The sequence below is a fragment of the Orenia marismortui DSM 5156 genome, from assembly GCF_000379025.1.
GTDB classification, from domain to species: domain Bacteria; phylum Bacillota; class Halanaerobiia; order Halobacteroidales; family Halobacteroidaceae; genus Orenia; species Orenia marismortui.
The window spans coordinates 1,073,944-1,099,923 of sequence record NZ_KB900617.1 but is presented as its reverse complement, the minus strand read 5'-3'; the positions used below and the strand labels follow the sequence as shown (position 1 = coordinate 1,099,923).

Below are 25,980 nucleotides of genomic sequence, written 5' to 3'. Positions count from 1 at the left end.
CAACAAGCAGTGAGGCAAGTACTAGAAATATACTTTGAGCGAGAATTTTGTGAATGTTCCTTTGGTTTCAGACCTAATAGGTCTGCTCACGATGCGATAGAAAAGATAGAGAAATATAAAGAACAAGGTTACTACTGGGTGGTAGACGCAGACATTAAATCTTATTTTGATACTATAGACCATGAGTTATTAATGGATTTTATAGCGGAATATATAAGTGATGGTTGGGTATTAGATATTATCAGGTCATGGCTGACAATTGGAGTTATGACTGAAGAAGGTAGAGAAGAAACTAGAGAAGGGACACCTCAAGGAGGTGTCATCTCTCCTCTATTAGCTAATATCTATTTACATTACTTTGATAAGAAAATGACTCGTCGAGGTTACAAAATAGTCCGCTTTGCTGACGACTTTGTAATCTTAACTAAAAATAAGCGCAAAGCAAAGAGAGCGTTAAAAGTTACCCGTAAAATTATAGAGGATGAATTGAAGTTGAAACTTCATCCTCGTAAGACGGTAGTAACTAACTTTTATGATGGATTTGAATTTCTAGGATTCAAATTTCACCATTCTGAATACAAGAGACCTAAAGATAAAGCAATAACAAAATTCAAAAACAAAGTAAGAAAGATTACTAGAAGAACTAGACCTTTTCCTGTAGAAGTAATAATTGCAAAATTAAATCCAGTTTTGAGAGGTTGGGGTAACTATTTCAAGATAGGAAATGTGAAGACTTTGTTTACGAGGTTGGATAAATGGATTAGAATGAGAATGCGTTCGTTTATCGAAAAGAAAAAGGCGATAATGTATCAAAATTATCGCTTTTCAAATAGTTATCTAAGAGATAAAGGACTTCAATCATTACTTACTGATGTGCTCTAATTAAGGGTAAAATATACATCTATGGTAACATAGAGTCGAAGACTTACTCTCTGATAAGGAGCACCAATAACCGAAAGCTGTATACGGGAAAACCGTACGTACAGTTTGACAAGGGGTCCCAGCCGTGAGGCTGGTCCTACTTTATTATTTAGTCATAATCTATGCAAGATTGAGAAGATATTACTTTTTTGCTATAATGATTTTAGAAAATAAATTTTCTATGTATTAAATTTATAATAAATGCTAAAATATTGAATAATATAAATGATGAAATAAAAATTTATTATATTATTAACTATTGATAGACAAATTTAAGAGTAGTTTAGCTCAAATTTAAAAATTAATATAATTTGTTTTTAAATAATTAAATTGATTTAATAGTTTAGTTTACTATTCCTTATTATCAATGGTATAATAAGTAGAAATAGGAGTGAAAAAGATGTTTCTCCTAAGGTCAATTTTTTTTAAAGATATAGTTATTCTGGTAGTAATCACTGTTCTTATTATTTCTTTAGTATCGATTGTGATAGGTTATTTAGCAGATTATTATTTTGGTGATACTATAGGAGGTTTATTTGGAGAATATGGAGAATATGATTTTGCATTAATTTTAGGTGAGGAAGCTAAGGAAAGAGCCTATGAAGAGATTAAAGATATTATAGATTCTAAATTTCCTGGGTCTGAATTAGTTTTAGGGATAGAAATATTGGGTAAGACTAATTTTTTTATTAAATTAGATTCTGAATATAGAAGTAGAGAAAATTATATTAATATTGATGATAAATACTTTAAAAATATAACTGGATTAAATAGTATTAGTGTTATGACTGAGCCTCGAATAACAATTGCTGGTTTAAGAAGTGAAGTTAGAACTTTAATTGAACCGCAGATAAATGATTTGTCAGGAGTTGAATTCACATTTCCAGATGGTGATAAATTAGAAGTTATTATAGAGAGCCCTGATATGCTTGATAATGTATCCAAAAGGATCAATGATATCTTAGTTAAATACCAGGTTTTATCTGTTCGCTTGCCAATTACCCAACAGGAAGATGAAATAATAGATTTAGGCGATCAGTTGGTAGCGAAACTGAGAAATAAATATAAAATTTCTATTAAGAATATTACAACGGTAGGGTTAACAGATATGGAATCGTTGGTTAAAACAATGACTGAGATGAAAAAGTTTTTAGATAGCTATGCAACTAAAGTAACTATAGATTTAGAAGATGGTATTATTGTTAAAGAAGGCGATAGATTTGCCGTTCCAGTAGCAGCTAAAGAGCAGGTTATCTTAAGAGTTGTTGAAGTAAATAGTTCTTTAGCTAAGGCTATTGTAGAAAAAGGTGATAGTAGGGATATACTAGGTAATAAAGCTTATAATTTTACCAAAGATAAATTAGGTGATGTGGTAGGGCAAATTAAAGTCAATAATCCTCGCCAAGATTTAGCTTATGCTGTTACAGAAACTACGAAATTACTACCTAGATTAGATGAGGCCTTCAAAACCTCTAAACTGACTATAGAGAAGGTAGTAAATGCTTTGACTACCTTTCAAGATTTAGAAGGGTCTATCTTTGAATTAAAAGGTTTAAGTCAGCAATTAAGTGTTTATAAAGATGATATAGATAAAGTGGATCTGAGTAGTTTACAAGAAGCCGTTAATAGGTTGAACAAGCTTTTAACTAGATTAGTAAAAGTTGTAGAACAGCTAAACTTTATTAGAGAGATGTTAGAAGAATTCAATCTAAAACTACAAGGTATAGCTAAAGAAGTAAGTAAACGAAGGGTTGAAATATCTTCTGCGAACTTTTATCGTAGTGATTTAGCCGAATTAGAGATAACAATTATAGATTTTGCTCAACGGGTCAATTCGAATACAAAGGAGATTATAGATTATATTAATCAATATAATCCGATCTTAGAAGGACTTATTAAATGGCAAAAAGATGTATCCTCTTTTAACTTATTTATTAATCAAGTTAGCCAAGTAGATAAAAAAGAGGTTAAGGATAAATTAGAACAGATTAGTAATAAAGATCTGGTTTATAAAATAGGTGAAATAAATGAAGAAGATATACAGAAAAATATGTTGAAGTTACAGGATCAATTATTAGGAATAAGAAAGATAGATTTGGAAAGTATTATTAGTGAAGTAGAATATATTGAAAGATCTTTACCAAAACTAAAAGATGAAGAGATTACTGATACGATTGATTTGATTGATAAACATATTCAAGGTCAAGTTATTCCTGGTAGTGAGATTTCTCTTTTGTTGCCTGCTAAGGGAATTAATATTAGTCCAATTAAGGGCCAAATTCAAGAATTTATGTCGAATAAGGTGAGTATTTATACATCTCAAGCTGGAGTTCTTAGCCCTAACTTAAGAGGGCAGCTCTATCAAATTTTAGGTGAGGTAAGAACTTTATTAACAGCTGTAACTGCTATAATTCTTAGTTTCTTTTCTTTATTTTTTGATCAAACCTTAATTATTAATTCATTAAGGTTAAAGCAAGAGGATTTTGATATTGTTTGGTATAAAAATGAATCATTTTATTATGGATTATTAACAGGGTCTTTAATTTTAGGAAGCTCCTTTTACCTAAGTGGAGCTAAAATTCCTTATTTACCATCATATTTTGGATTTGTATTGGGTGCTATATTAGGGATTGTTGCAGTTTCTAAAGCTGAAGTTATGAATAAAATTGCAGAAGAAGAGTTTAAAGCAGGTCAAGCTCTAGGTTTTAGTTATACGGAGATTATGCGAGAAATTATTATTCCTTCTGGTAAGCCTGGGATATTAAAGTTACTAAATAGTCGAAAAACTTATTTTTAAGTGGAGGAGCAATGTTAGAAGTCAAAAATTTAAGAAAAAGTTATGGTCCTAAAGAAGTTTTAAAAGGAGTAAATTTTAAAATTCCTAAAGGGAAAACTGTAGCTATTATGGGACCAAGTGGATGTGGAAAATCTACTACAATCAGATGTTTAAATCGTTTAACTCAGCCTGATGCTGGTCAAATTTTATTTAAGGGAATTCCAATCTTAGAACTTTCAGAAGAGCGATTATTGGATTGGCGTAGAGAAGTTGGTTTTGTCTTTCAGAAATTTAATTTAATTGAACGTTTGACAGTAATAGAGAATGTAATTTTACCTTTGATTAAAACAGGCATTTCAATTGATAAATTAAGAGACAAGGCTATTAATTTACTTAAGAAAGTAAGATTATCCGATGAAATTAATAGTTATCCTAAGAATTTAAGTGGAGGTCAAAAGCAAAGAGTGGGAATTGCTAGAGCCTTAGTAATAGAACCAAGTTTGATGTTATTAGATGAACCTACAGCTTCTTTAGACCCTATATTGGTAAAAGAGGTTTTAGAAGTAATAGAAGATTTAACTAGAGACAAAGATAAGATAGTAATTATTGTAACCCATGAAGTCTCATTTGCTTTAAGAATAGCAGATATCATCTTATTAATGGACAAGGGAAGGGTAGTTGAGACAGGTACTCCTCAATCTATCTTTGCTAATCCTCAATCAGAAGTAGGGAGAAGGTATAAAGATTTATTAGATTATTATTAGTACTAAAATAAATATTTTGGGGATTATAACTGCTTTATATAAGTATAATAGTAAATAAAACTAATAATTAGAGGATTTAATTCTTTAAAATGCAGGAGAATTATTCTTTTTATTGAAATAATAAAAGGTTTGAAAAAGGAGGTAGCAGTTTGGAGAGAAAGCAAAAGACTATAAAAAACGAATTTACTTATACAGGAATTGGACTTCATACAGGAAAAAATGTTACAATTACTTGTAAACCTTTAGGTGTTAATCAAGGGATTAAATTTAAAAGAATTGATTTAGAAGATCCATTAGAAATAGAGGCGATTATTTCTAATGTTACAACTACACAAAGGTGTACTACTATAGGTGTAGATAAATATGATGTTAATACTATTGAACATATTATGTCTGCTCTTAATGCATTAAAAATTGATAACATATTAATTGAAATAGATGCTGATGAGCCTCCTGTTACTGATGGTAGTGGCAAAATATTTTTTGATATATTAAAAGAGGCAGGAATTGAAGAACAAGAGGCTACTAAAAAGATCCACAAGATAAAAGAGCCTATTTATGTTAAAGAAGGTGATCAATCTTTAGTAGTTTTGCCAGATGATGAGTTAAGAATTAGTTATACCTTTGTAAGTAATCATCCTGGCTTACATGATCAGTTTGCAGAATTTGTTATTAATGAAGAGACTTATTATAATGAGATTGCTTCAGCTAGAACCTTTGGTTTTGATCATGAGATTGAAAGTTTAAAAGAGATGGGTCTAGCTTTAGGTGGTAGTTTAGAGAATGCAGTTTTAGTTGGAGAAGATGGACCAATTAATGAATTGAGATTCTCTAATGAACTTGTAAGACATAAAATTCTAGATATTATAGGAGATATTAAATTAGCGCCCGAATTTACAGGTCATATTATTGCTATTAGATCTGGGCATAAGTTGAATTCTATTTTATCTAAGAAGTTAAAAGAGTACTTAAATTAAAGGGGGAATTTAGATGATGGATATTAATCAAATTAAGGAGATTTTACCACACAGGTATCCTTTCTTATTGGTAGATAAAATTTTAGAGGTAAAGGCTGGAGAAAAAGTTGTTGGCTTAAAGAATGTAACGGCTAATGAGGAGTTTTTTAATGGCCATTTTCCAGGTCATCCTATTATGCCAGGAGTATTAATTGTAGAAGCAATGGCTCAAGTAGCAGGAGTAGGCTTATTAACTACAGTAGATAATCCAGAAGAGAAGGTACCATATTTTGCACGTATAGAGGATGCTAGATTTAAGAAACCAGTAAAACCGGGAGATCAATTGATTATTGAAGTGAATGTGGCTAAATTAAGAAGAGGCATTGGAAAAGTAGAGGCTAAGGCTATGGTAGATGAAGAAGTTGTAACAGAGGCTATTTTGACTTGCGCAATTCAAGATAAGTAATAAACTATAAGATTTGAAGGGGGGAGCAAGTTGAAAGATACAAAGAAAAATAACGTATTACATTTAAATAAAAAGATTCATAAGACAGCTATTGTTCACTCTGGTGCTAAACTAGGCCAGAATGTGGAAGTTGGCCCTTATGCTATTATTGGAGAAAATGTTGAAATTGGTGATGGTACTAGTGTCGGTTCTCATTCAGTTATTAAAGGGTGGACAAAAATAGGTAAGAACAATAGGATATTTAGTAGTGTATCAATTGGACAAGAACCTCAAGACCTGAAGTTTGATGGGGAAAAGAGTTTTGTAGAAATTGGAGATAACAATACTATTCGGGAGTTTGCTACTATTCATAGAGGAACAGAAGATGGTGGTGGATTAACTAAAGTAGGAGATAATAACTTAATAATGGCTTATTGTCATATTGCTCATGATTGTCATTTGGGTAACCATATAATCATGTCTAATGCAGCTACTTTAGCAGGCCATGTTATTGTTGAAGATTCAGCAGTAATTAGTGGTTTAACTGGTATACATCAATTTGTTCGTATAGGTAAGATGGCTATGGTAGGAGGAGGATCTAAGGTTGTAAAGGATGTACCTCCATATGTAATAGTAGATGGTCATCCTGCTAGTGTTAAAGGAATAAACATTGTTGGTTTAAGAAGAAATGGTATCAGTCCAGAATTAAGAAGACAAGTTAAAGAAGCTTATAAAGTATTATATAGATCTAATCTAAATATTTCTCAAGCTATTGAGAAAATGGATCAAGAGTTAGATGGAAATCCTTTAGTTGAACATTTCCTAAGATTCTTAAGAAATGCTCAAAGAGGAATATGTAGATAATAGATTACTATTTTATTATAAGCTGAAAACTAATATTAATGCTTATATAGGAGGGAATTATGGCTAAAATAGGATTGTTAGCTGGTAATGGTAATCTTCCTGTAATATTTTCTCAGGTTGCTGTTTCCCAAGGGCATGAAGTTGTTTGTATTACTGTTACTCCAGAGGCTGAAATTAATAAATTAGAAGATATAGTCGATAAATTATATCAGATTAATGTAGGTCAATTAGATAAGTTAATAACTACGTTAAAATCTGAAAAGATAATAGATTTAGTAATGTTAGGTAAGGTTACAAAGGAATTATTATATCAAGGTGTAGAGCTTGATCAGAGATTTATGCAATTATTGGCTAATTTAGAAGAGAAGAATGATGATGCAATTATGTTAGCTATTGTTCAAGAATTAGGGCAGGCTGGTATTAAAATTAGCAACCAAACTAAATATATAGAGGACTTATTGCCACAAGAAGGTACTCTAACTCAGATAAAACCTGATGAAGAGACATTAGCTGATATGAAATATGGATTTAAGATGGCTAAAGAGATTGGACGTTTAGACATTGGGCAGACTGTAGTAGTGAAAGACAAGGCTATTATGGCAGTAGAAGCTATAGAAGGAACTGATGAAGCTATCTTACGTGGTGGAAAGCTAGGTAGAGGGGAAGTTGTAGTAGCTAAAGTAAGTAAACCTCAACAGGATTTGAGATTTGATATACCAGCTGTTGGGCTTGATACTTTAGATAAATTAATTGAGGTAAATGCTAAAGGGTTGGTTATCGAAGCCAATAAAACCTTTATTGTGAATCAAGAAGAATTTATTAAAGAAGCAGAAAAAGCTCAGATTCCAATTGTAGTAATGAAATAATTATTAGTTGATAATTAATAATTAAAAGTAAAGAATATAGATACACAATCCCAAAATAAAATTTATTTTTGGTGCGAATTTATACGGGTTGGTAATAATTAATAGCTAGTAGCTAGAAGTTGTGTTTTAGGTGTCTTAATTTTTGGCTAATAAGTTATTTGATTTTTAATTATAAATTGTTAACTATCAATTATCAATTGATTTATAAGGGTAGGTGATAAGATGCCGAAAATAATGATTGTTGCTGGGGAAGTTTCTGGAGATATGCATGCTGCTAAAGTAGTCAAAGAGATAAAGCAGATTAGATCAGATCTTAAATTTATTGGTATGGGCGGTTCTAGAATGAGGGCAGCAGGAGTGGAAATTATTTATGATCCTACTAAGTTAAGTACAATTGGATTTGTTGAAGCTATAAAACATTTAAGACTAATGTTTAAAGTTTTAAATAAATTAGATAGAGCTATGAAAGAAGAAGAGCCAGATGTGATCTTATTAGTGGATTACTCTGGCTTTAATATGAAGGTGGCTAAATTGGCTCAAAAGAGAAATATTCCAATAGTAAACTATTTTGCTCCATCAGCATGGGTTTGGGGTAAGTGGAGAGCCAAAAAGATGGCAAAACGTGGTGCTACTATTGCTTCAGTTTTTCCTATGGAAGAGAAAGTTTATCGTGAAGCTGGGGCAGATGTCAAATTTGTTGGACATCCAATCTTAGATTTAGTAGAGCCGGAACTATCTTCTACAGAGTTTAAAGATAAATATAATCTATCATTTGCTGTTCCAACTATTGGATTATTACCAGGTAGCCGTCAGCAAGAGGTTGAAGGTTTGCTTGAGCCTATGTTAGAGGCAAGTCAACAAATAAAGAATAAATATCCCCAAGCAGAATTTTTGTTACCTTTAGCTGATAGTGTATTTAGAAAGGATATTGAAAAGAAGTTAGATAAATATGAGCTTGAGATAAATATTATTGATGGTCATTCCTATGAAGTAATGAATATTGCAGATTTATTACTAGTTGCTTCAGGTACTGCCACATTGGAGGCTACTTGTTTTCAAACCCCTATGGTGATAATTTACAAAACATCTAGAACAACTTATTGGCTAGGTAAAATGTTAGTGAAACAATCTTATATAGGGTTGCCAAATATTATAGCTGAAGATAAGATAGTTCCTGAGTTATTACAAGGTGAAGTAACAGGAGAGAATTTAGCTGAAGAAGCATTAGCTATTTTAAGTTCTGAAGCAAGAAAAGATAAGATTAAGAATGCTTTAAATGAAGTAATAATTAAGTTAGGAGAAGAAGGAGCAACAACAAGAGTAGCTAAACTGGTTCTAGAAATAGGAGGTATTATATGAAATGGAACTTGCTAAACGGGTATTAAAGTATTTAAAGCCTTATAAGGGAAGGTTAACTACAGCAGTTATTTCTATGCTGTTAAACGGATTCCTAACTATATTTTTCTTTGATAGATTTCAAAAATTAATGGATGCAATTATTGTAGGACTTTATGAAGGTGAAACTACCATCAAACAACTTAATTTAATGATTATGGGAATCTTCTTTATCTTCTTCTTTAGAGCTATTGTTCAGTATGGTGAGAAGTATTTAACTGCTTATATCTCTCAGAACGCTATTAGAAATTTAAGAGATGATCTCTATGAACATTTACAGAGACTTTCTTTAGATTTTTATGCTGAAAATAAGACTGGGGAGATTATGTCTAGAGTAACTAATGATGTTGGAATTCTACAAGGTGCAATTGTTTCTGGTGCTATTGGCGTCTTTAGTTTGTTCTTCCAACTGACTTTAGGTCTAGGTAAGTTGTTTTATGATAACTGGCGATTGACCTTATTATCTTTAATTTTATTTCCTTTGATTGGTTATACAATTGATAAATTTAATAAAAGAATTCGGAAGGTCAGTAAGAGAGCACAAGTTAAAGTTGCTGATGTTTCAGATATTTTACAAGAAACAATTAGTGGTATCAGAGTAGTAAAGTCCTTTGGTAGGGAAGATTATGAATATAAGAGATTTAGCAAAGAGAATTATGCTAATTTTCGTGCTAATATGAAAAATTCACAATTAAATGCTACTTTAACCCCAATTACAGAATTTTTAGCCTCTATATCATTTATTATTATTCTTTGGTATGGTGGTGGTGAAGTTATGAAAGCTAAGATGAGTCCTGGAGAATTAACAGGATTTTTTACTTTATTATTATACATTACAAACCCATTAAAATCCTTAACTCGCTTATCAGGTACTATTCAACGTGCCTTAGCAGCTGCTGAGAGAATTTTTGAAATTATTGATATTAATCCTACCATTAAAGATAAAGAAGAAGCTCAAGATATAGATAGAGTAGACGGATATATTGATTTTAAAGATATTACTTTTAGTTATAATGAAGATGAATTAGCATTGGATAATATTAATTTAGGAGTTGAACCAGGTCAGATGGTTGCTTTAGTAGGTGCAAGTGGTGCTGGTAAGTCTACCTTAGTGAATATGATTCCAAGATTTTATGATCCAAATGAAGGGATTATAACTTTAGATGGAATTGATATTAGAGATATTAAGTTAGATTCATTACGTCAACAAATTGGTATTGTTCCTCAAGAAACATTATTATTTGGTGGTACAATTAAAGAGAATATTTTATATGGTAAATTGGATGCTAGTGATGAAGAAATTATTCAAGCAGCTAAAACAGCTAACGCCCATGATTTTATTCTAAAATTCCCTGATGGATATGATAGTAGTATTGGTGAAAGAGGTGCTGGATTATCAGGAGGACAGAAGCAGAGAATAGCTATAGCAAGAGCAGTTTTAAAGAATCCACAGATTTTAATTTTAGATGAAGCTACTTCTGCCTTAGATACTGAATCAGAGGCTTTAGTTCAAGAAGCTTTAGATAGACTAATGAAAAATAGAACTACTTTTGTTATTGCCCATAGATTATCAACTATTTTAGATGCAGATAAGATTGTTGTAATGGAAAAGGGAAAAATAGTTGAAAGTGGAACTCATGAAGAATTATTAACTAAAGATGGAGTTTATAAAAAATTGTATGAAATTCAGTTTAATAAGTAGGTGATATTTGTGAGGAAGGGGTTAAAGTACAAAGCAATCCCCCAAATAGCTCATTTGCTTCATTTGGCTACTACAGCTACACTAAGGTTAGAGGTAGAAAATGAAGATAAATTAGCAAGTATAAAAGAAGATGGTAAGTCAATTATCTTTGCTTTTTGGCATGGACAATTATGGTTACCAGCTTATCACTTTAGAAATAGAGGGTATATAGGACTTACTAGTAGAAGTCGTGATGGGGAATATATTACTAGAGCATTAAAAAAGCTTGGTTGGGAAATGGTAAGGGGTTCAACCTCTAAAGGAGGAGCACGCTCTTTATTAAAATTAATAAAGCAGATCAAGAAGGGTAAAGATATAGCTATTACTCCTGATGGTCCTCGAGGTCCAAGACGCCAAGCACAATCAGGTGTTATTTATTTAGCTCAAAAGACAAATAGTGTGATTGTGCCTGGTGGAGTTGCTTTTTCAAAAGAAAAAATATTTGATAGTTGGGATAAGTTTCAGTTGCCGATTCCTTTTTCTAAAGCAGCATTAGTTTATGGAGATACTATAGAGATAGATGAAGATAATTTAACAGATGAAAAGATAAATTATTATACTGAACTGCTTGGAAAGAAGATTAATCAGTCTGTCAAAACTGCTGAAGAAATGATAGGTGACAGATCATGAAATTAGAAGAATACTTATTAGATATTGTGGAGGGAAAGAAAAAAGGAATTATAGCTAAAATAATATTAGTATTATTAACAATATTATCTAGTTTATATAGAAGTATAATTATCTTAAGAAATAAACTATATAATTGGGATATTAAAAAGAGTAAACAATTAGATGCTAAGGTGATTAGTATAGGAAATATAACTGTAGGTGGTACAGGTAAGACACCTATAGTTCAGAAATTAGCTAGAACATTATCTGATAAAGGTTATAAAGTAGTAGTGTTAAATCGTGGTTATAAGGCCAAGTTTTCTGGTGAAGTAGGGGTTGTTTCCAATGGCAAAGAGATATTGATGTCTGCTGATGAAGCGGGTGATGAAGCTTATATGTTAGCAACTAGTTTGAAGGAGATTCCTATCATTATTGGATCTGATAGGGCTAAGACTGGTGAGTATGCTTGTGCTCAATTTGAGGCAGATTTTATTATCATGGATGATGCTTTTCAGCATCGTCAAGTAGCTAGAGATTATGATATTGTAGTTGTTGATGCTACTAATCCTTTTGATAATGGATATTTATTACCTCGAGGAAAGCTTAGAGAGCCTTTAAGTGGTTTAAAAAGAGGTCATTTCTTTTTATTGACTAAAGTAGACCAAGTTGGAGAAAATAAGTTAAAAGAAATTAAGAAAAAATTAATAAAGATTAATGCAGCAGCCGCTATAATTACAACTAAACATGAGCCAACTTATTTGCGTAATTTAACTAATCAGCAGCGTCAATCAATAGATTTAGCTAGTGAAAAGGTTTTGGCTGTTTCTGGAATAGGAAATCCTAAATCTTTTGAAGATACTTTAAAAAATTTAGGTGCTGATTTGGTAGATAAGATTAGATTTGCTGATCATCATGATTATACTAAAGAGGAAATTTTGCAAATTTTTACTCAAGCAAGTGAAAAGAATGTAGATAAGATAATTACAACTGAAAAAGATGCTGTTAGTATAGATGATGATTTAATAGAGGAAATTGGTTTAGAAAAGATAAATTTTGAAGTTTTAGGGATTGAGATTAAGATTATTGATTCCCAATATAAGTTTGATGAATTGATTGTTAAGTTGGAGGTGGCAAGATGAGTGTAGTAGCAATTATTCCAGCTCGATATGATTCAACTAGGTTGCCAGGAAAGCCTTTAAAAGATATCTGTGGTAAACCTATGATTCAACATGTTTATGAGAGGGTTAAAAGTAGTAATAATTTAAATAGAGTGATTGTAGCTACTGATGATCAAAGGATTTATGATCTGGTGGAATCTTTTGGTGGAGAGGTAAAAATGACTTCTAGAGAGCATCAAACAGGTACAGATCGTTTGGCAGAGGTAGCTCAAAGTCTATCTGCTGATATAATAGTTAATATTCAAGGGGATGAACCTTTAATTAATCCAGAGATGATTGATCAAGCTATAGAACCATTGTTAGAAGATCAATCAATAAAGATGGGGACTTTAAAGCACTTAATTACAGAAAAATCAGAGTTAGATAATCCTAATGTTGTTAAGGTAGTTAGTGATCAAAATAATTTTGCTATCTATTTTTCTAGGTCAGTAATTCCTTATCCTAGAAAAGAAAGTAAAGCAAAATATTATAAGCATATTGGGTTATATGTTTATCGTAGAGATTTTTTGTTGAAGTTTTCAGAAATGGAATCAACTGAATTAGAGAAAAAAGAATCTTTAGAACAGTTGCGTGTATTAGAAAATGGTTATAAGATTAAGGTAGTAGAGACAGACTATCAATCAATTGGTGTAGATACTGTAGAAGATCTAGAAAGAGTTAGAAAGATTAGTGGCAGGGGATAGATAATAGATAATAGATAATAGATAATAGATAATAGATAATAGATAATAGATAATAGATAATAGATAATAGATAATAGATAATAGATAATAGATAATAGATAATAGATAATAGATAATAGATAATAGATTGTTATTTTTTGGTTCTTAAAATAATTTAATACAGGAGGGGATAAAGGTGATGAAAGAAGTTAAAGTAAATGATAATGTTATTTTTGGGAATAATCGTCCTTTTGTTTTGATTGCTGGGCCTTGTGTAATAGAAGAAGAGGAAAGAGTATTGAGAATTGCTGAAAAGATAAAAGCGATTACAGATAGATTAGGAATCCCATATGTTTTTAAAAGTTCTTATGATAAAGCTAATCGTTCTTCAATTGATTCTTTTCGTGGTCCAGGCTTAGAGTCTGGTTTAGAGATTTTAAAAAAGGTAAAAGATAAATTTGGACTTCCTGTTATATCTGATGTACATACAGTAGAGCAAGCAAAGAGTGCAGCAGAGGTATTGGATATTATGCAGATTCCAGCCTTTTTATCTAGACAGACTGATTTATTGGTAGCAGCAGGAGAAACAGACAAAGTGATAAATGTTAAAAAAGGTCAATTTTTAGCACCTTGGGATATTGATCAAGTGGTAGCTAAAATTGAAAGCACAGGTAATGAAAAGATTTTATTAACAGAGCGTGGTGTATCATTTGGTTATAATAATTTAGTTGTAGATATGAGATCGCTACCTAGAATGAAAAAGACAGGATATCCTGTAGTTTTTGATGCTACTCATAGTGTACAGTTACCAGGTGGAGCAGGTGATTCTTCTGCAGGAGAGAGAGAATATGTTCCTTATCTAACTAGAGCTGCAGTAGGAGCAGGAATAGATGCCATCTTTATGGAAGTGCATGATGAACCAGAAGTAGCATTATGTGATGGTCCTAATATGGTACCATTAGATGAACTAGAGGAATTACTAATAAAAGCTAAAGCAATTGATGAAATTGTAAAAGAAAATTAGTGGTCACTAACTTAATGGCGAGGTTACCTCGCCTTAATTTTAATTAAGCAATTGGGGTGGATACAGATGAAAATAGGAAAGTTAGAGAGCGGTCAAATAAAAGAACAGGCTAGAGAGGTTTTGGAGATTGAAGCTGCGGCGATTAATAATTTAAAAGAATCTATTGATGATAACTTTATAGAAGTAGTCAAAGAAATATTAAGTTGTGAAGGTAGAGTAATTATGACTGGTATGGGTAAATCAGGGGTTATTGCTAAAAAATTAGCTGCAACATTGGCTAGCACTGGAACCCCATCCTTCTTCTTACACCCTGCTGAAGCAATACATGGTGATTTGGGTATGGTTACTAATCAAGATATTGTGATTGCAATGTCTAATAGTGGAGAGAGTGAAGAAATAACAAATATACTACCATTTATCAAAAGGATTGGTGCTAAAGTTATTGCTATGACCGGTGGATTATCTTCTACATTGGCTGAGAATTCCGATTATTTACTAAACACAGAAATAGAACAAGAAGCTTGTCCCCTGAATTTAGCCCCTACGGCTAGTACTACAGCTGCCTTAGCTTTGGGAGATGCTTTAGCGATAGCATTACTAAAAGCTAGAGATTTTAAACCGGAAGATTTTGCTCTTTATCATCCAGGTGGAAGTTTAGGAAGGAAACTATTGTTAACAGTTGATGATGTTTTGCATGTTAGAGAACGTAATCCAGTTGTAGATAAGAATACTACCTTAAAAGAAACTCTATTTAAAATGACTTCTTCTAGAATGGGTGCTGCTAATATTATTAACAGCCAGGGTGAACTAGTAGGTATTATTACTGATGGTGATATTAGACGTAAATTAGACCAAGGTTTTGATTTGCTTGCTAAAACAGCAGAAGAGATTATGACTAAAGATCCTACTCAAATAACTCCTGATAAACTAGCAGCAGAAGCCTTGAAAATTATGCAAGAAAAAGAGATTAGTGATCTCCCTGTTGTTGATGAAAATAAGATGCCACTAGGCTTAGTTAACTTTCAAGATTTATTAAAAGCAGGGGTTTTGTAGGGTTAAGTGGAGATAGGAGATAGGAGATAGGAGATAGGAGATAGGAGATAGGAGATAGGAGATAGGAGATAGGAGATAGGAGATAGGAGATAGGAGATAGGAGATAATAGATAATAGATAATAGATAATAGATAATAGATAATAGATAATAGATAATAGATAATAGATAATAGATAATAGATAATAGATAATAGATAATAGATAATAGGTAAATTATGTAAATCCTTCACTTTAATTGACAAAGGGTATTACTAAGCATTAGAATTAGTATAGGGAAAATTATAAATTTGTTCAATTTATCTATGATTTAATTAGTGGATACAGGAGATGATTAGTGTGGATGATATTTTAAAAGATAAAGCTGAAAAAATAAAATTATTTATTACTGATGTTGATGGTGTATTAACTGATGGCAGAATAGTTTTGGGTAACAATGGAGAAGAATTTAAGTTTTTTCATGTTCATGATGGTAAAGGGATTCAATTAGCTCATGAAGCAGGAATTAAAACAGCTATTATTACTGGTCGAGAATCTAAGTTGGTTCAACGTAGAGCTGATGAACTTAGTATTCAAGAGGTACATCAAAATATAAAAGATAAGATTAAGGTCTTCAACTCAATTTTAGAAAAGTATCAAGTTTCTGAAGATGAAGTGGCTTATATTGGTGATGATGTTAATGATTTAGAAATTCTAAAGCGAGTAGGTTTATCTTTTACTCCCGCAAATGGTGTAGATAAGGTTAAAGAGGCTGTGGATTATATTACTACTAAAGAAGGTGGACAAGGGGCTGTGAGAGAGGCGATAGAATTACTTTTAAAGGCTTCAGAATAGTAAGCTTATAAGTTTGTGGGTTAAATATAGTGACAGACATAATATAGTGCTATTATATTTAAACTACAAGCTCTTCTAAAGGAGTGACTAATTTATGATAGAAAGTATAAACTATTATATTTTTAAGCTGTTTCAAGGAATTATTGTTAGCTTACCTAGAAGAATAAGTTATTTAATTGCTAAATTTATAGGATTTTTATTATTTTATCTTATTAAGAGTAGAAGAAAATTAGCCATTAAAAATCTTAAATTATCACTAGGTTATTCTGATAAAGAAGCAAAAAAGATAACTAAGAAGGTTTTTCAAGATGTTGCAATTAAATTTATAGAGGCTTTATATTTGAAAGAGTGGTCTGACAGTGATTTTGAAGATAAAATTAAAGTAGAAGGTTTAAAATATTTTGAAAGAGCTTATAAAGAAAATAGAGGAGTTATCTTATTTACTGGTCATATAGGTAATTGGGATCTAATGGGAATTTATTTAGCTTCTTTAGGTTATCCTGTTAACGGTGTGGCACGGATGTATAAGAATTCTAAAATAAATCAAGAGATACTAGATATTAGAAGAAGTAAAGGTGGTAAAGTATTCAATAAAAAAGGAAAGGGTATTAGAAAAGCCTTCAAATCCTTATTAAAAAAAGAAGTATTAGTGATTTTAGGAGACCAAGATGCACATAATAAAGGAGAGTTTGTACAATTCTTAAACAGACCTGCTTCCACACCTACAGGACCTGTATTATTTGCACAAAAGACAGGTGCATTGATAGTTCCAGCTTATATGATAAGGGAGAAGTATAATTATCGCTTGGTTATAGAAAAACCTATAGAAGTTTCTAAAGATGCTGACAAAGAAGAGGTCAAGAGTAAATTACAGGAGTTAACTCTTTCATTAGAAAATCAGGTAAAGCAGAATCCAGAGCAATGGTTATGGCTACATCGTAGGTGGAAGACAAATATTAAGGAGGCTTTAGGGTGAACAAGGGTAGACTAAAAATAATTTTAGCTATTTTGGCTGTTTTAATAATAGCTTTTTTTATAAGTAATAATCTCCTTCAAAAACCACCAAGTAAAATTTCTGAAGATCCTATACAAGATCAAGTAAAAGAAGAACCTAAATTCGAATTAGAGGAATCATTTATAACTTTATATAGTGAAGATGGTAAGGTAAGATGGGAATTAGGTGCTAAGTCAATGCAGCAGTTTGATGTTGCAACAAAAGTAACATTAAATCAAGTAGAAGCAAAAATTTATCAGAATAAAGAAGAAGTAGTTAATTTGATAGCAGATAAAGGAGAAGTTGATATAGAGACGGGTTTTATAGGGCTAAAGGGCCCTATCACTATTAAAAGCAAAAAGAAGTCATTAAAGGCTGATAAGTTGAATTGGAATAAAGCTAAAAATGAGTTAATTGGTTTAGGAAATATTTTGATTAAGCAAGAAGGATTACGAATTAAAGGTGATAGATTTGTTAGTCAAGTGGATTTGAAGCGGTTAAGAGTATTAGGAAATGTGAAAGTTATCTCTCAAGAGGTAGGTGAAAATAATGAAAAATAATCTTTTAATTTTGAGTATAGTTATCTTAGCTTTATTTGTAGGAACAGCTGTGATAGTTGCTAATGAAAAGGGAATAGTATTAACATCTGATGAACTAGTTGTAGATGATTTGAAGTCAGAAATTATAGCTTCTGGAGATGTAGTAATTGAAAAAGGAGATATTAAATTATCAGCTCCAAAATTAATTGCTAAGGAAGAATTAAGAGAGTTAACTTTAACTGGTGGAGTTACTATTGAACAAGAAGTAAATAAGATGACAGGTAAACAGTTGAACTTTAATAATCAATCTAATCAAGGAAGCTTAATAGGTGATCCTAGACTTGAAAGTGAAACTGCTATAATAACGGGAAATAGATTTGAATTTGATTTAAATAAAGAAGAGTTGGTCGTTTATGATGGAGCTCATATAGTAGATAATGAAGAATCATTTAATGCAGATGCAAATAAATTATATTATTATCAAAAGAAAGATCAAGTTGTTTTAGTCGGAGATGTACGTGCAGTCCGTAATGATCAAAAGATGAATGCAGAAAAGATCATTATTAATCTTAAGACTAAAAAAATGATTGCTAAAGGGAAAACTAAATTAGTTGTACCTAATACTAAAAAGGGTGATTAATGATGGCGATAAAGGCAGAGAACTTGGTAAAAACTTATAATAAAAAAGATGTAGTTAAGGGAGTGAGTTTTTCTGTGGATAAGGGTGAAATTGTTGGTATTCTAGGCCCTAATGGAGCAGGAAAGACTACAACTTTTTACATGGTAGTAGGCTTGGTAAGTCCTAATGGAGGAAATATTAAATTAGAGCAGGATGACATTACTCGTCTACCTATGCACCAGCGTGCTAGAAAGGGTATTGGTTATTTGGCTCAAGAAGCATCTGTATTTAGAAAATTAACAGTAGAAGAGAATATAATGGCTATTTTAGAGATGATTGATCGTAAAGAAGATAATAAGCAGATTTTAGAATCTTTATTAGAAGAATTTGATATTGAGCATATCCGTAAACAGAAAGGCTATATGTTATCTGGTGGAGAAAGAAGAAGGGTAGAGATCGCTAGATCATTAGCAACAGATCCCGATTATATCTTATTGGATGAACCCTTTGCAGGAGTAGATCCAATTGCTGTAAGTGATATACAAAATATCGTTTCTCATCTTAAGAATAGAGGATTAGGAGTTTTAATAACAGACCATAGTGTAAGAGAAACATTAGAAATTACTGATAGAGCATATATTATGCATCAAGGTAAAATACTATTATCAGGTACTTCAGAAGAAATAGCTAATAGTGAAACGGCTAAGAAGTTCTATCTAGGCGAGAAATTCCAGATGTGAGGTGGCAATAAATGAAGATTATTTATAGATATTTATTAAAGGAGCTAATTCAGCCTTTTCTTTTTGGTGTATTTGCTTTTACTAGTATATTTGTGGGAACCGATGTTTTAATTAGCTTAGCTAAAATGATGTCTAAATATGGTGTTCCGCTTTTAACAACAATTAAGCTATTTTTCTTAAGTCTTCCTCAAATTGTTGTATGGACATTTCCAATGTCTATGTTATTAGCCACCTTACTGTCTTTTGGTAGACTATCAGGAGATAGTGAAATTACTGCACTGAAAGCAGGAGGAATTAGTTTTATTAGGTTAGTAACTCCAGTATTAATTGTAGGACTATTGGTTAGTGGCTTAAGTATTTATTTTAGTAATAATTTAGTTCCAGCTAGTATGAATATTTATGAGGATACTGTATGGAAGTTAAAGCACGGAAAAGCAAGACCAAAAACTCAAAATAATTTAAGAATATCACCGGTTGATAATAAAACAAACAAATTAGATTATGTCTTAACAGCAGATAAGTTTGATGGAAATACTCAAACCTTAAAAGGGGTAACCTGGCAAGATTATGATAATGGTAATTTAGTTATGATTATTCAGGCTAAAAGAGCTGAATGGTTAGAGGAAAAGTGGATTTTTATGGATGGAATTATATATACAATTACTCAGGATGGACAAGTTCCTCAAACTAGATTTAATAAATTTAATATGATAGAGAATTTAAATCGTACTCCAGAACAGATTTCACGGAATCAAAAAGAGCCAGAAGAGATGACAATTAGTGAATTAAGAGAGCATATTGATTTAATGGAAGAAGAAGGTCGTAATGTTAATAGCTTAAAGGTATCTTATTATCAAAGATATGCTATTCCTTTTGCTTGTTTTATCTTTGCTTTATTGGGTGCCCCTCTAGGATTAAAACCTAATCGCTCGGGATCTTCTATTGGGTTAGGATTGAGTATAATTGTTATTTTTATTTATTATACTATTATGACAGTTGGAGGTTCTTTAGGTGAAGCAGGTACTATACCAGCGTGGTTAGGAGCATGGATGCAAAATATTATCTTTACTATTGTTGGTATTTCATTATTGTATAAAGCTTCAAGATAGATGAATAAAAAGTCAGAGTATATTTACATTAGTAGATGAAGTAATTAGTTATAGATAGGAGGAGGACAGCATGTATGGTATAAAACTGCTGTTAGCTCTAGTTGTTATTTCAGGAATAATTGCTTATGTTGGTGATAAGATTGGAATGAAGGTTGGAAAGAAGAGATTATCTCTTTTTGGATTAAGACCTAAATATACCTCAATTATTATTACTGTAACTACGGGAATATTAATTGCCTTAACCTCATTAATCTTATTAATGGCTGCATCTGAAGATGTTAGAATGGCCTTATTTGATATGGAGGCCATGCTGGAAAGATTATCTTATTTAAATCAAAGCTTATCAACTAAAAATAAAGAACTAGCTGATTTGCGTACTGATATTGATGATAAAGTTAGTAGTTTAGTCTTATTAAGAGAAGATAAGCAAAGTTTAGAAAAGAATCTATCTAATTTAAAGTCTGAATATCAAGTTGTTGAAGATAAGAAGTTAAAGTTAGAATCAAAGGTGGAGAAATTAAATCTACAGAAAGAAGCTTTGACCAAACAAGTAGATAATTTGGCTTATAATATTAGTCTTTTTGGGAAAAGATACTTATCATCCTTAACAGAAGATATAATTTATAATAAAGGTGATATCCTAGCTACTAAATCTGTTAATCTACAACAATCTAAATCTAAAATTAAAAATGAAGTTGATCAACTTTTAGAAACTGCAAATACTTTAGCTATAAATAATGGAATTAAAGAAGAAGCAAATAACTTTGTCCTTGATTATAATCAACAAGAACTTGATAAGGTTCTAGAAATTTTAAATAATAAGGATGATAAAGCTGTTCTTAGATTAATAGTAGCTAAGAATACATTAAAAAATGAAAGTGTAGCTATTAATTTTGATTTATACCAAGATTATAGAGTCTATCAAAAAGGAGAAGTTATTTTAGAAGGTAATTTAAGTTTATCTAACAAATTATCTAAGCTAGAAGAAGAGTTAAGTGAAGTATTAGATACTCTTCATCAGAAATCTATTGAGGATGGCATGTTGACTGATAACAAGAGAAAAACCAGAGGATTTAGTTTAAGTGTAGTTTCTTCTATATTAACTCAAGTATCAGCAACAGAGGAAATAAGAAATTTTAGGATTATTGCGATAGATGATATTTGGCGTAGTGATAACCTAAATGATAAAATTGATATCAGATTAATAGGTGATTGAGATGTTAATTGGAATTGATCCTGGTAAAGATAAATGTGGAATAGCAGTAGTAGATAGTGATTTAAATATAATTTTTAAAGAGGTAATAGCAACTAATCAGTTACTATCTAAACTAAAGGTACTCAAAGATAAATATCAAGCTAAAGAAGTAGTCTTAGGTGATGGTACTAAAAGTCAAGAGGTAGAATCTGATCTACATCAATTATTCAAAGAAGTTAATGTAGTAAATGAAGCATATTCTACTTTAGAAGCTCGTAAATATTATTGGAAAGATAATCCCCCCAAAGGCTGGAGGCGGTTAATTCCTACTTCTATGCAAACCCCTTTAGAGCCAGTTGATGATTATGTTGCTGTTATATTAATTTTTAGGTATTTAGAGAACAAGATTTAGCTAATATTAGCTAAATCTTGTTCTTTTTTTATTAATTAATGTTCTTTTAACATTAATTTCATATTATATTAACATTAGCATATTAATATAATATATGTAGAATTAATATTAAGATTTCTATGCAAAAAAATAGTATCAGCCAAAAAATATTTTGTGGAAAACAATTAATATTGGTGTATTTTAAAAAAAGAAGAAAAAACATAACTAAATATTAAAATGATTACTAATTTGCATAGGATTAAAAAAAAAGTTATAATGTCTATGTATAATTCAAATAATGGCGATAAAGGAGGTGAACCCCAGAAGCCTAATTTTGTAAATTTGAGAGTTAAAAAATTTTTAAACTTAAAAATAATATTTTATAAGAAAATAAGGGGGATTTAATTATGAAGAAGATTTCTGTATTACTTATGTTTGTTTTAGTTCTTGCTTTAGCTGTACCAGCTTTTGCTGCTGAAGATAATGTGAAGATTACTGGTGAAGTTAAGACTATTTTCGAAACTGCTGGTTATGGTGATAATGAAGATGCTACTATCAGTTTATGGGAAGATGGAGATGTTATTGATGAAGATTCTGAGACAGATCCAGATGAATTTCCTGCAGAGAAAGCATTCTATCAAGAAATTGATTTTGCTGTTGCAGGTATGATAAATGAGAATATTACTTTTGACTTAGCTATTGATACTTTGGTGAATAATTTCACTACAGTAGAAGGTCCAAATAATGCTGCTGGTGATATTTTAGGTGATCAAGGTGATGGAAAAGGTGGAGACTCTAGTGATCTAGTACTTGATAGTGCATTATTAACTATTAGTGATGGTGTTTCTACACTTAAGTTTGGAGATATGGGAGATTTCCATGCAGATAACTACTTTATCGATGAAGAAGATGTAGAAGGTATGGAATTTACTACTGCTATTGGAGATAGAGATATTAGAGCTTTTGTAGCAAGTGAAAATGATGATTTTGATGGAATTGATTTATATGGTGCAACTGTTAGCCAACAATTTAACAAAGTTGGACTTACTGGAAAGCTATATCAAGCTAGAAGAGGTGGAGAAAGCCTTACAAATTTAGCTGTTGCTGCTGATCTTGCAGTAAATGATGCTGTAACAATTGATGGTGAGGTTGTATCTAATGATGAATCTCAAGGTGATCAAGGAGATATTTTAGCTCGTGCTAATGTAGAGGCTGCATTAACTGATGCATTAACTGTTAAAGGTGGATTTGAAACAGTTGGCGAAGATTTTGCTGTGCTTTATAATACTGATGGAGATAACGTTGATGATCTTGAAGAAGTTAAAGATTATGATTTATTTACAGTAGGTGCTGATTATGCATTAAATGATGCAAATACTGTAGGAGTTACTTATACAATGGTAAGTGTTGGAGATACTTTTGGTACTGATACTGAAGATAAGAATACAATCGAATTATCTTTAGACAATGTTACAGGTGCATTTACTAACACTGCTGCTATTGAATTTACAGCTAATGATGATTATGATAGGGCACAAGAAGATGATGATACAACTGTTATTACTTTAGGAACTGAGTATGCTATGAGTGATCTTACTACTGTAACAGGAAAATTAGTTAATAAGTCTTCTGATGATGGTTATGATGTTAACTATACTTATTTAGTAGCTGGTCTTGACCACCAAATTAGTGAAACTATCTCTTGGGATACTGAGGCTAGATTCATTACTGGTGAAGATACAGCAGATGTTGATGGAGAAGGTTCAAGCTTAAAGACTCAATTAAATGTTAAATTTTAATTAAGTTAATTAAAATGCTTAATAACCCTTTAGGGATTTTCCCTAAAGGGTTATTTTTGTTTTTTGAGTATGATTTTTATATTTAGTATTTTAATATTGTGAGTTTTTTTATTTTAAAATTTTTTGCCATAAATCAACACTAAGGGGCATTAATAAAAGATTAAAAATATATATAACAGAAAGAAGAAGTTTAATAATCCAAGTATTTTTGACAAGCCACAGCTTTAAAGCTGTGGCTTAATATTATAATAAAGCAAATAGAAAATCTTTAATGGTATATATAGATTAAATTAAAGAATTTCATTAAAACATAAGTATATACTAAAATAATTTTTAGCCACCAATTAACACGAATATTAATTAGCTAGCGGCTATTGGCTATTAGCTAATAAATAAGGTCAGAACTTAATCGGAATTTAATCAGTGTCAAAAAAGGTTTGGGTCTCAATTTGTTTCTAAGTAAATTTAAATTCTTTTTTATGCTCTATATATAATTGAATTTTTTAAATTATTCGTGTAGATTAGTTGAATTTGTAACAAAACAAGTTTTTTATTTATATTTTTTATGAAAATTATTAGTTCAACTTATATAGTTCTAAATCCTATTAATTGTAATTTGAATTAGTTACTTATAGCTATATATATTTAGCTTGGGATTACTTTCTTGAAGAAAAAGGTTTTGAAATTTAGTCTCATATTCTATAAGTTTAATTTAGTCTTACTTTGCAAAATAAATAACAAAATAAATAACATTTAACAATTAAACTATATATTTGGACATGATTTATAAAAAACATAAAATTCATAAAAAAATATGGTTATTTATAAAGGGTTTTCAGATTTGATATAGAATTAGTTTTTATATAAGATTATGGCGAAAAAGGAGGTGAGTCCCCAAAAGCCAAAAAAATATGTTGAAAATTATTAAAGAATATAAAAATAAAAATAATTTTACAAGAGACATAAGGGGGATTTAATATGAAAAAGTTTTCGTTATTACTTACGTTTGCTTTAGTATTAGCTTTAGCTATACCAGCTTTTGCTGTTGAAGATAATGTTAAAATTACTGGTGAAGTTAAGACTATTTTTGAAGCTGCTGGTTATGGTGATGATTCAGCTGCAACTATTGAACTATGGGAAGATGGAGATGCAATTGATGAAGATTCTACTACAGATCCAGATGAGTTTCCTGCAGAAAAGGCATTCTATCAAGAGATTGATTTTGCTATAGCAGGTATGGTAAATGAGAATATTACTTTTGATTTAGCTGTAGATACTTTAGTTAATAACTTTACTACAGTAGAAGGTCCAGTAGTTAATGGTGCTGTTTTAGGTGATCAAGGTGAATCAGATGATTTAGTACTTGATAGTGCTTTATTAACTCTTAGTGATGAAGTTTCTACACTTAAGTTTGGAGATATGGCAGATTTTCATGCAGAAACTTACTTCATTGATGAAGAAGACTTAGAAGGTATGGAATTAACAACTGCTATTAATGGTAGTGATGTAAGAGCATTTGTAGTAAGTGAGAATGATGATTTTGCTGCTACAGATTTCTATGGTGTAACTGTAGGAAGAGATTTAGGAAAAGTAAATTTAACTGCTAAAGTATATCAGGCTAGAAGTGAAGGAGAAAGTCTTACTAACTTAGCTGTTGCTGCTGATTTAGCATTAAGTAATAGTGTAACAGTTGATGGTGAGATTGTATCAAATGATGCATCTCAAGGTGATCAAGGAGATACTTTAGTTCGTGCTAATGTAAATGCTGCTTTAACTGATGCAGTAACTCTAAATGCTGGAGTTGAAACTGTTGGTGAAAAGTTTGCAACACTTAGTACTCATGATTTAGAAGAAGCTGCAGATTATAGTTTATATACAGTAGGAGCTGACTATGCATTAAACACTAATAATACTTTAGGAGCTACTTATACAATGGTAACACCTGGAGATACTTTTGGTGTTAATGCTGAAGATAAGAACACTATCGAATTAGCATTAGATAATGTTAATGGTGCATTTACTAATACTGCTGCTGTTGAGTTTACAACTAGTGATGATTATACTGATGGACATGATGTAACTCTTATTACTCTAGGAACTGAGTATGCTATGAATGGAGTAACTACTTTAAGCGCTGATTTAGTAAACAAATCAGATGATAATAATGGTGCAGAATTAAGTTATACTTACTTAAAAGCTGGTTTAGACCATGCATTTTCTGAAACTGTAAATTGGAGTAATGAAGTAAGATTTATTACTGGAGAAACTGCAGCAGAAAAAGATGGAGAAGGTAGTACATTTAGAACTGAATTATCAGTTAAATTCTAATTATATTTTAATTATAAAACCTCTGGGGCTAACCTGGAGGTTTTTTTAATTGATAATTGATAATTTAGAATTAATAATAAGAACATTAAAATATAAAGTACTAAGAATGTCTTATTAAAGTTGAGATGATTTGTTATTTGACTAACTGTTTTTCGAGAATTTGCTTTTCCACAGGGATTAT

The 25,980-nt window shown here is 31.0% G+C and carries 24 protein-coding genes; all 24 read left to right on the top strand.

Annotated features, from left to right (window positions below):
* The coding region (gene ltrA / locus OREMA_RS0104895; protein WP_018248165.1) for a group II intron reverse transcriptase/maturase at positions 1 to 882 on the top strand (882 nt) is incomplete at its 5' end.
* 439 nt (positions 883 to 1,321) lie between these two features.
* Positions 1,322 to 3,718 (top strand): hypothetical protein, encoded by a 2,397-nt coding sequence (locus tag OREMA_RS0104890; protein WP_018248164.1) that lies wholly within the window; start codon positions 1,322 to 1,324, stop codon positions 3,716 to 3,718.
* 11 nt (positions 3,719 to 3,729) lie between these two features.
* Positions 3,730 to 4,461, top strand: coding sequence for an amino acid ABC transporter ATP-binding protein (locus OREMA_RS0104885; RefSeq protein WP_018248163.1), 732 nt, complete (start codon positions 3,730 to 3,732; stop codon positions 4,459 to 4,461).
* Between the two features lie 149 nt (positions 4,462 to 4,610).
* On the top strand, positions 4,611 to 5,438 hold the full coding sequence (lpxC, locus tag OREMA_RS0104880; protein WP_018248162.1) for a UDP-3-O-acyl-N-acetylglucosamine deacetylase: 828 nt from the start codon (positions 4,611 to 4,613) through the stop codon (positions 5,436 to 5,438).
* Positions 5,439 to 5,451: 13 nt separating this feature from the next.
* Positions 5,452 to 5,883 carry a 3-hydroxyacyl-ACP dehydratase FabZ gene (gene fabZ, locus OREMA_RS0104875; protein WP_018248161.1) on the top strand — a complete coding sequence of 144 codons (432 nt, stop codon included), beginning with the start codon at positions 5,452 to 5,454 and terminating at the stop codon, positions 5,881 to 5,883.
* Positions 5,884 to 5,913: 30 nt separating this feature from the next.
* Positions 5,914 to 6,726: an acyl-ACP--UDP-N-acetylglucosamine O-acyltransferase gene (lpxA, locus tag OREMA_RS0104870; protein WP_018248160.1), complete on the top strand. Its 813-nt coding sequence runs from the start codon at positions 5,914 to 5,916 to the stop codon at positions 6,724 to 6,726.
* A 59-nt stretch (positions 6,727 to 6,785) separates the two neighbouring features.
* Positions 6,786 to 7,592, top strand: a complete 807-nt coding sequence (locus tag OREMA_RS0104865) for an LpxI family protein (RefSeq protein ID WP_018248159.1) — start codon at positions 6,786 to 6,788, stop codon at positions 7,590 to 7,592.
* A gap of 222 nt (positions 7,593 to 7,814) precedes the next feature.
* Entirely contained in the window at positions 7,815 to 8,951 is a 1,137-nt protein-coding gene (gene lpxB, locus OREMA_RS0104860; protein WP_018248158.1) for a lipid-A-disaccharide synthase, read from the top strand.
* 1 nt (position 8,952) lies between these two features.
* Positions 8,953 to 10,689, top strand: coding sequence for an ABC transporter ATP-binding protein (locus OREMA_RS0104855; protein ID WP_018248157.1), 1,737 nt, complete (start codon positions 8,953 to 8,955; stop codon positions 10,687 to 10,689).
* A 9-nt stretch (positions 10,690 to 10,698) separates the two neighbouring features.
* Positions 10,699 to 11,358, top strand: a complete 660-nt coding sequence (locus tag OREMA_RS0104850) for a lysophospholipid acyltransferase family protein (protein ID WP_018248156.1) — start codon at positions 10,699 to 10,701, stop codon at positions 11,356 to 11,358.
* Positions 11,355 to 12,476 (top strand): tetraacyldisaccharide 4'-kinase, encoded by a 1,122-nt coding sequence (gene lpxK, locus OREMA_RS0104845; protein WP_018248155.1) that lies wholly within the window; start codon positions 11,355 to 11,357, stop codon positions 12,474 to 12,476. Before OREMA_RS0104850 ends, lpxK begins: the two co-directional genes overlap by 4 nt.
* Complete coding sequence (gene kdsB / locus OREMA_RS0104840) at positions 12,473 to 13,198, top strand: 3-deoxy-manno-octulosonate cytidylyltransferase (RefSeq protein WP_018248154.1); 726 nt, start codon at positions 12,473 to 12,475, stop codon at positions 13,196 to 13,198. Before lpxK ends, kdsB begins: the two co-directional genes overlap by 4 nt.
* A gap of 178 nt (positions 13,199 to 13,376) precedes the next feature.
* Complete coding sequence (gene kdsA, locus OREMA_RS0104835; protein ID WP_018248153.1) at positions 13,377 to 14,201, top strand: 3-deoxy-8-phosphooctulonate synthase; 825 nt, start codon at positions 13,377 to 13,379, stop codon at positions 14,199 to 14,201.
* Between the two features lie 66 nt (positions 14,202 to 14,267).
* On the top strand, positions 14,268 to 15,254 hold the full coding sequence (locus OREMA_RS0104830) for a KpsF/GutQ family sugar-phosphate isomerase (RefSeq protein ID WP_018248152.1): 987 nt from the start codon (positions 14,268 to 14,270) through the stop codon (positions 15,252 to 15,254).
* A 336-nt stretch (positions 15,255 to 15,590) separates the two neighbouring features.
* Positions 15,591 to 16,085, top strand: coding sequence for a KdsC family phosphatase (locus OREMA_RS0104825; RefSeq protein WP_018248151.1), 495 nt, complete (start codon positions 15,591 to 15,593; stop codon positions 16,083 to 16,085).
* A 94-nt stretch (positions 16,086 to 16,179) separates the two neighbouring features.
* Positions 16,180 to 17,061: a lysophospholipid acyltransferase family protein gene (locus tag OREMA_RS0104820; protein WP_018248150.1), complete on the top strand. Its 882-nt coding sequence runs from the start codon at positions 16,180 to 16,182 to the stop codon at positions 17,059 to 17,061.
* Positions 17,058 to 17,639 carry an LPS export ABC transporter periplasmic protein LptC gene (lptC, locus tag OREMA_RS0104815; protein WP_018248149.1) on the top strand — a complete coding sequence of 194 codons (582 nt, stop codon included), beginning with the start codon at positions 17,058 to 17,060 and terminating at the stop codon, positions 17,637 to 17,639. Before OREMA_RS0104820 ends, lptC begins: the two co-directional genes overlap by 4 nt.
* Positions 17,629 to 18,258 carry an LptA/OstA family protein gene (locus tag OREMA_RS0104810; protein WP_018248148.1) on the top strand — a complete coding sequence of 210 codons (630 nt, stop codon included), beginning with the start codon at positions 17,629 to 17,631 and terminating at the stop codon, positions 18,256 to 18,258. The genes lptC and OREMA_RS0104810 overlap by 11 nt, the downstream gene beginning before the upstream one ends.
* 2 nt (positions 18,259 to 18,260) lie before the next feature.
* Complete coding sequence (gene lptB / locus OREMA_RS0104805; protein ID WP_018248147.1) at positions 18,261 to 18,977, top strand: LPS export ABC transporter ATP-binding protein; 717 nt, start codon at positions 18,261 to 18,263, stop codon at positions 18,975 to 18,977.
* Between the two features lie 11 nt (positions 18,978 to 18,988).
* Positions 18,989 to 20,086 carry an LptF/LptG family permease gene (locus tag OREMA_RS0104800; RefSeq protein WP_018248146.1) on the top strand — a complete coding sequence of 366 codons (1,098 nt, stop codon included), beginning with the start codon at positions 18,989 to 18,991 and terminating at the stop codon, positions 20,084 to 20,086.
* Positions 20,087 to 20,156: 70 nt separating this feature from the next.
* Complete coding sequence (locus OREMA_RS17170) at positions 20,157 to 21,302, top strand: DUF3084 domain-containing protein (RefSeq protein ID WP_018248145.1); 1,146 nt, start codon at positions 20,157 to 20,159, stop codon at positions 21,300 to 21,302.
* Between the two features lies 1 nt (position 21,303).
* The gene (locus OREMA_RS0104790; protein WP_018248144.1) at positions 21,304 to 21,693 is read left to right on the top strand and encodes a RuvC family protein; all 390 of its coding nucleotides are present in this window, start codon (positions 21,304 to 21,306) and stop codon (positions 21,691 to 21,693) included.
* 386 nt (positions 21,694 to 22,079) lie between these two features.
* Entirely contained in the window at positions 22,080 to 23,471 is a 1,392-nt protein-coding gene (locus tag OREMA_RS0104785; RefSeq protein WP_018248143.1) for a hypothetical protein, read from the top strand.
* A 978-nt stretch (positions 23,472 to 24,449) separates the two neighbouring features.
* Positions 24,450 to 25,799, top strand: a complete 1,350-nt coding sequence (locus OREMA_RS0104780) for a hypothetical protein (protein ID WP_018248142.1) — start codon at positions 24,450 to 24,452, stop codon at positions 25,797 to 25,799.
* The last annotated feature ends 181 nt before the right edge of the window (positions 25,800 to 25,980 follow it).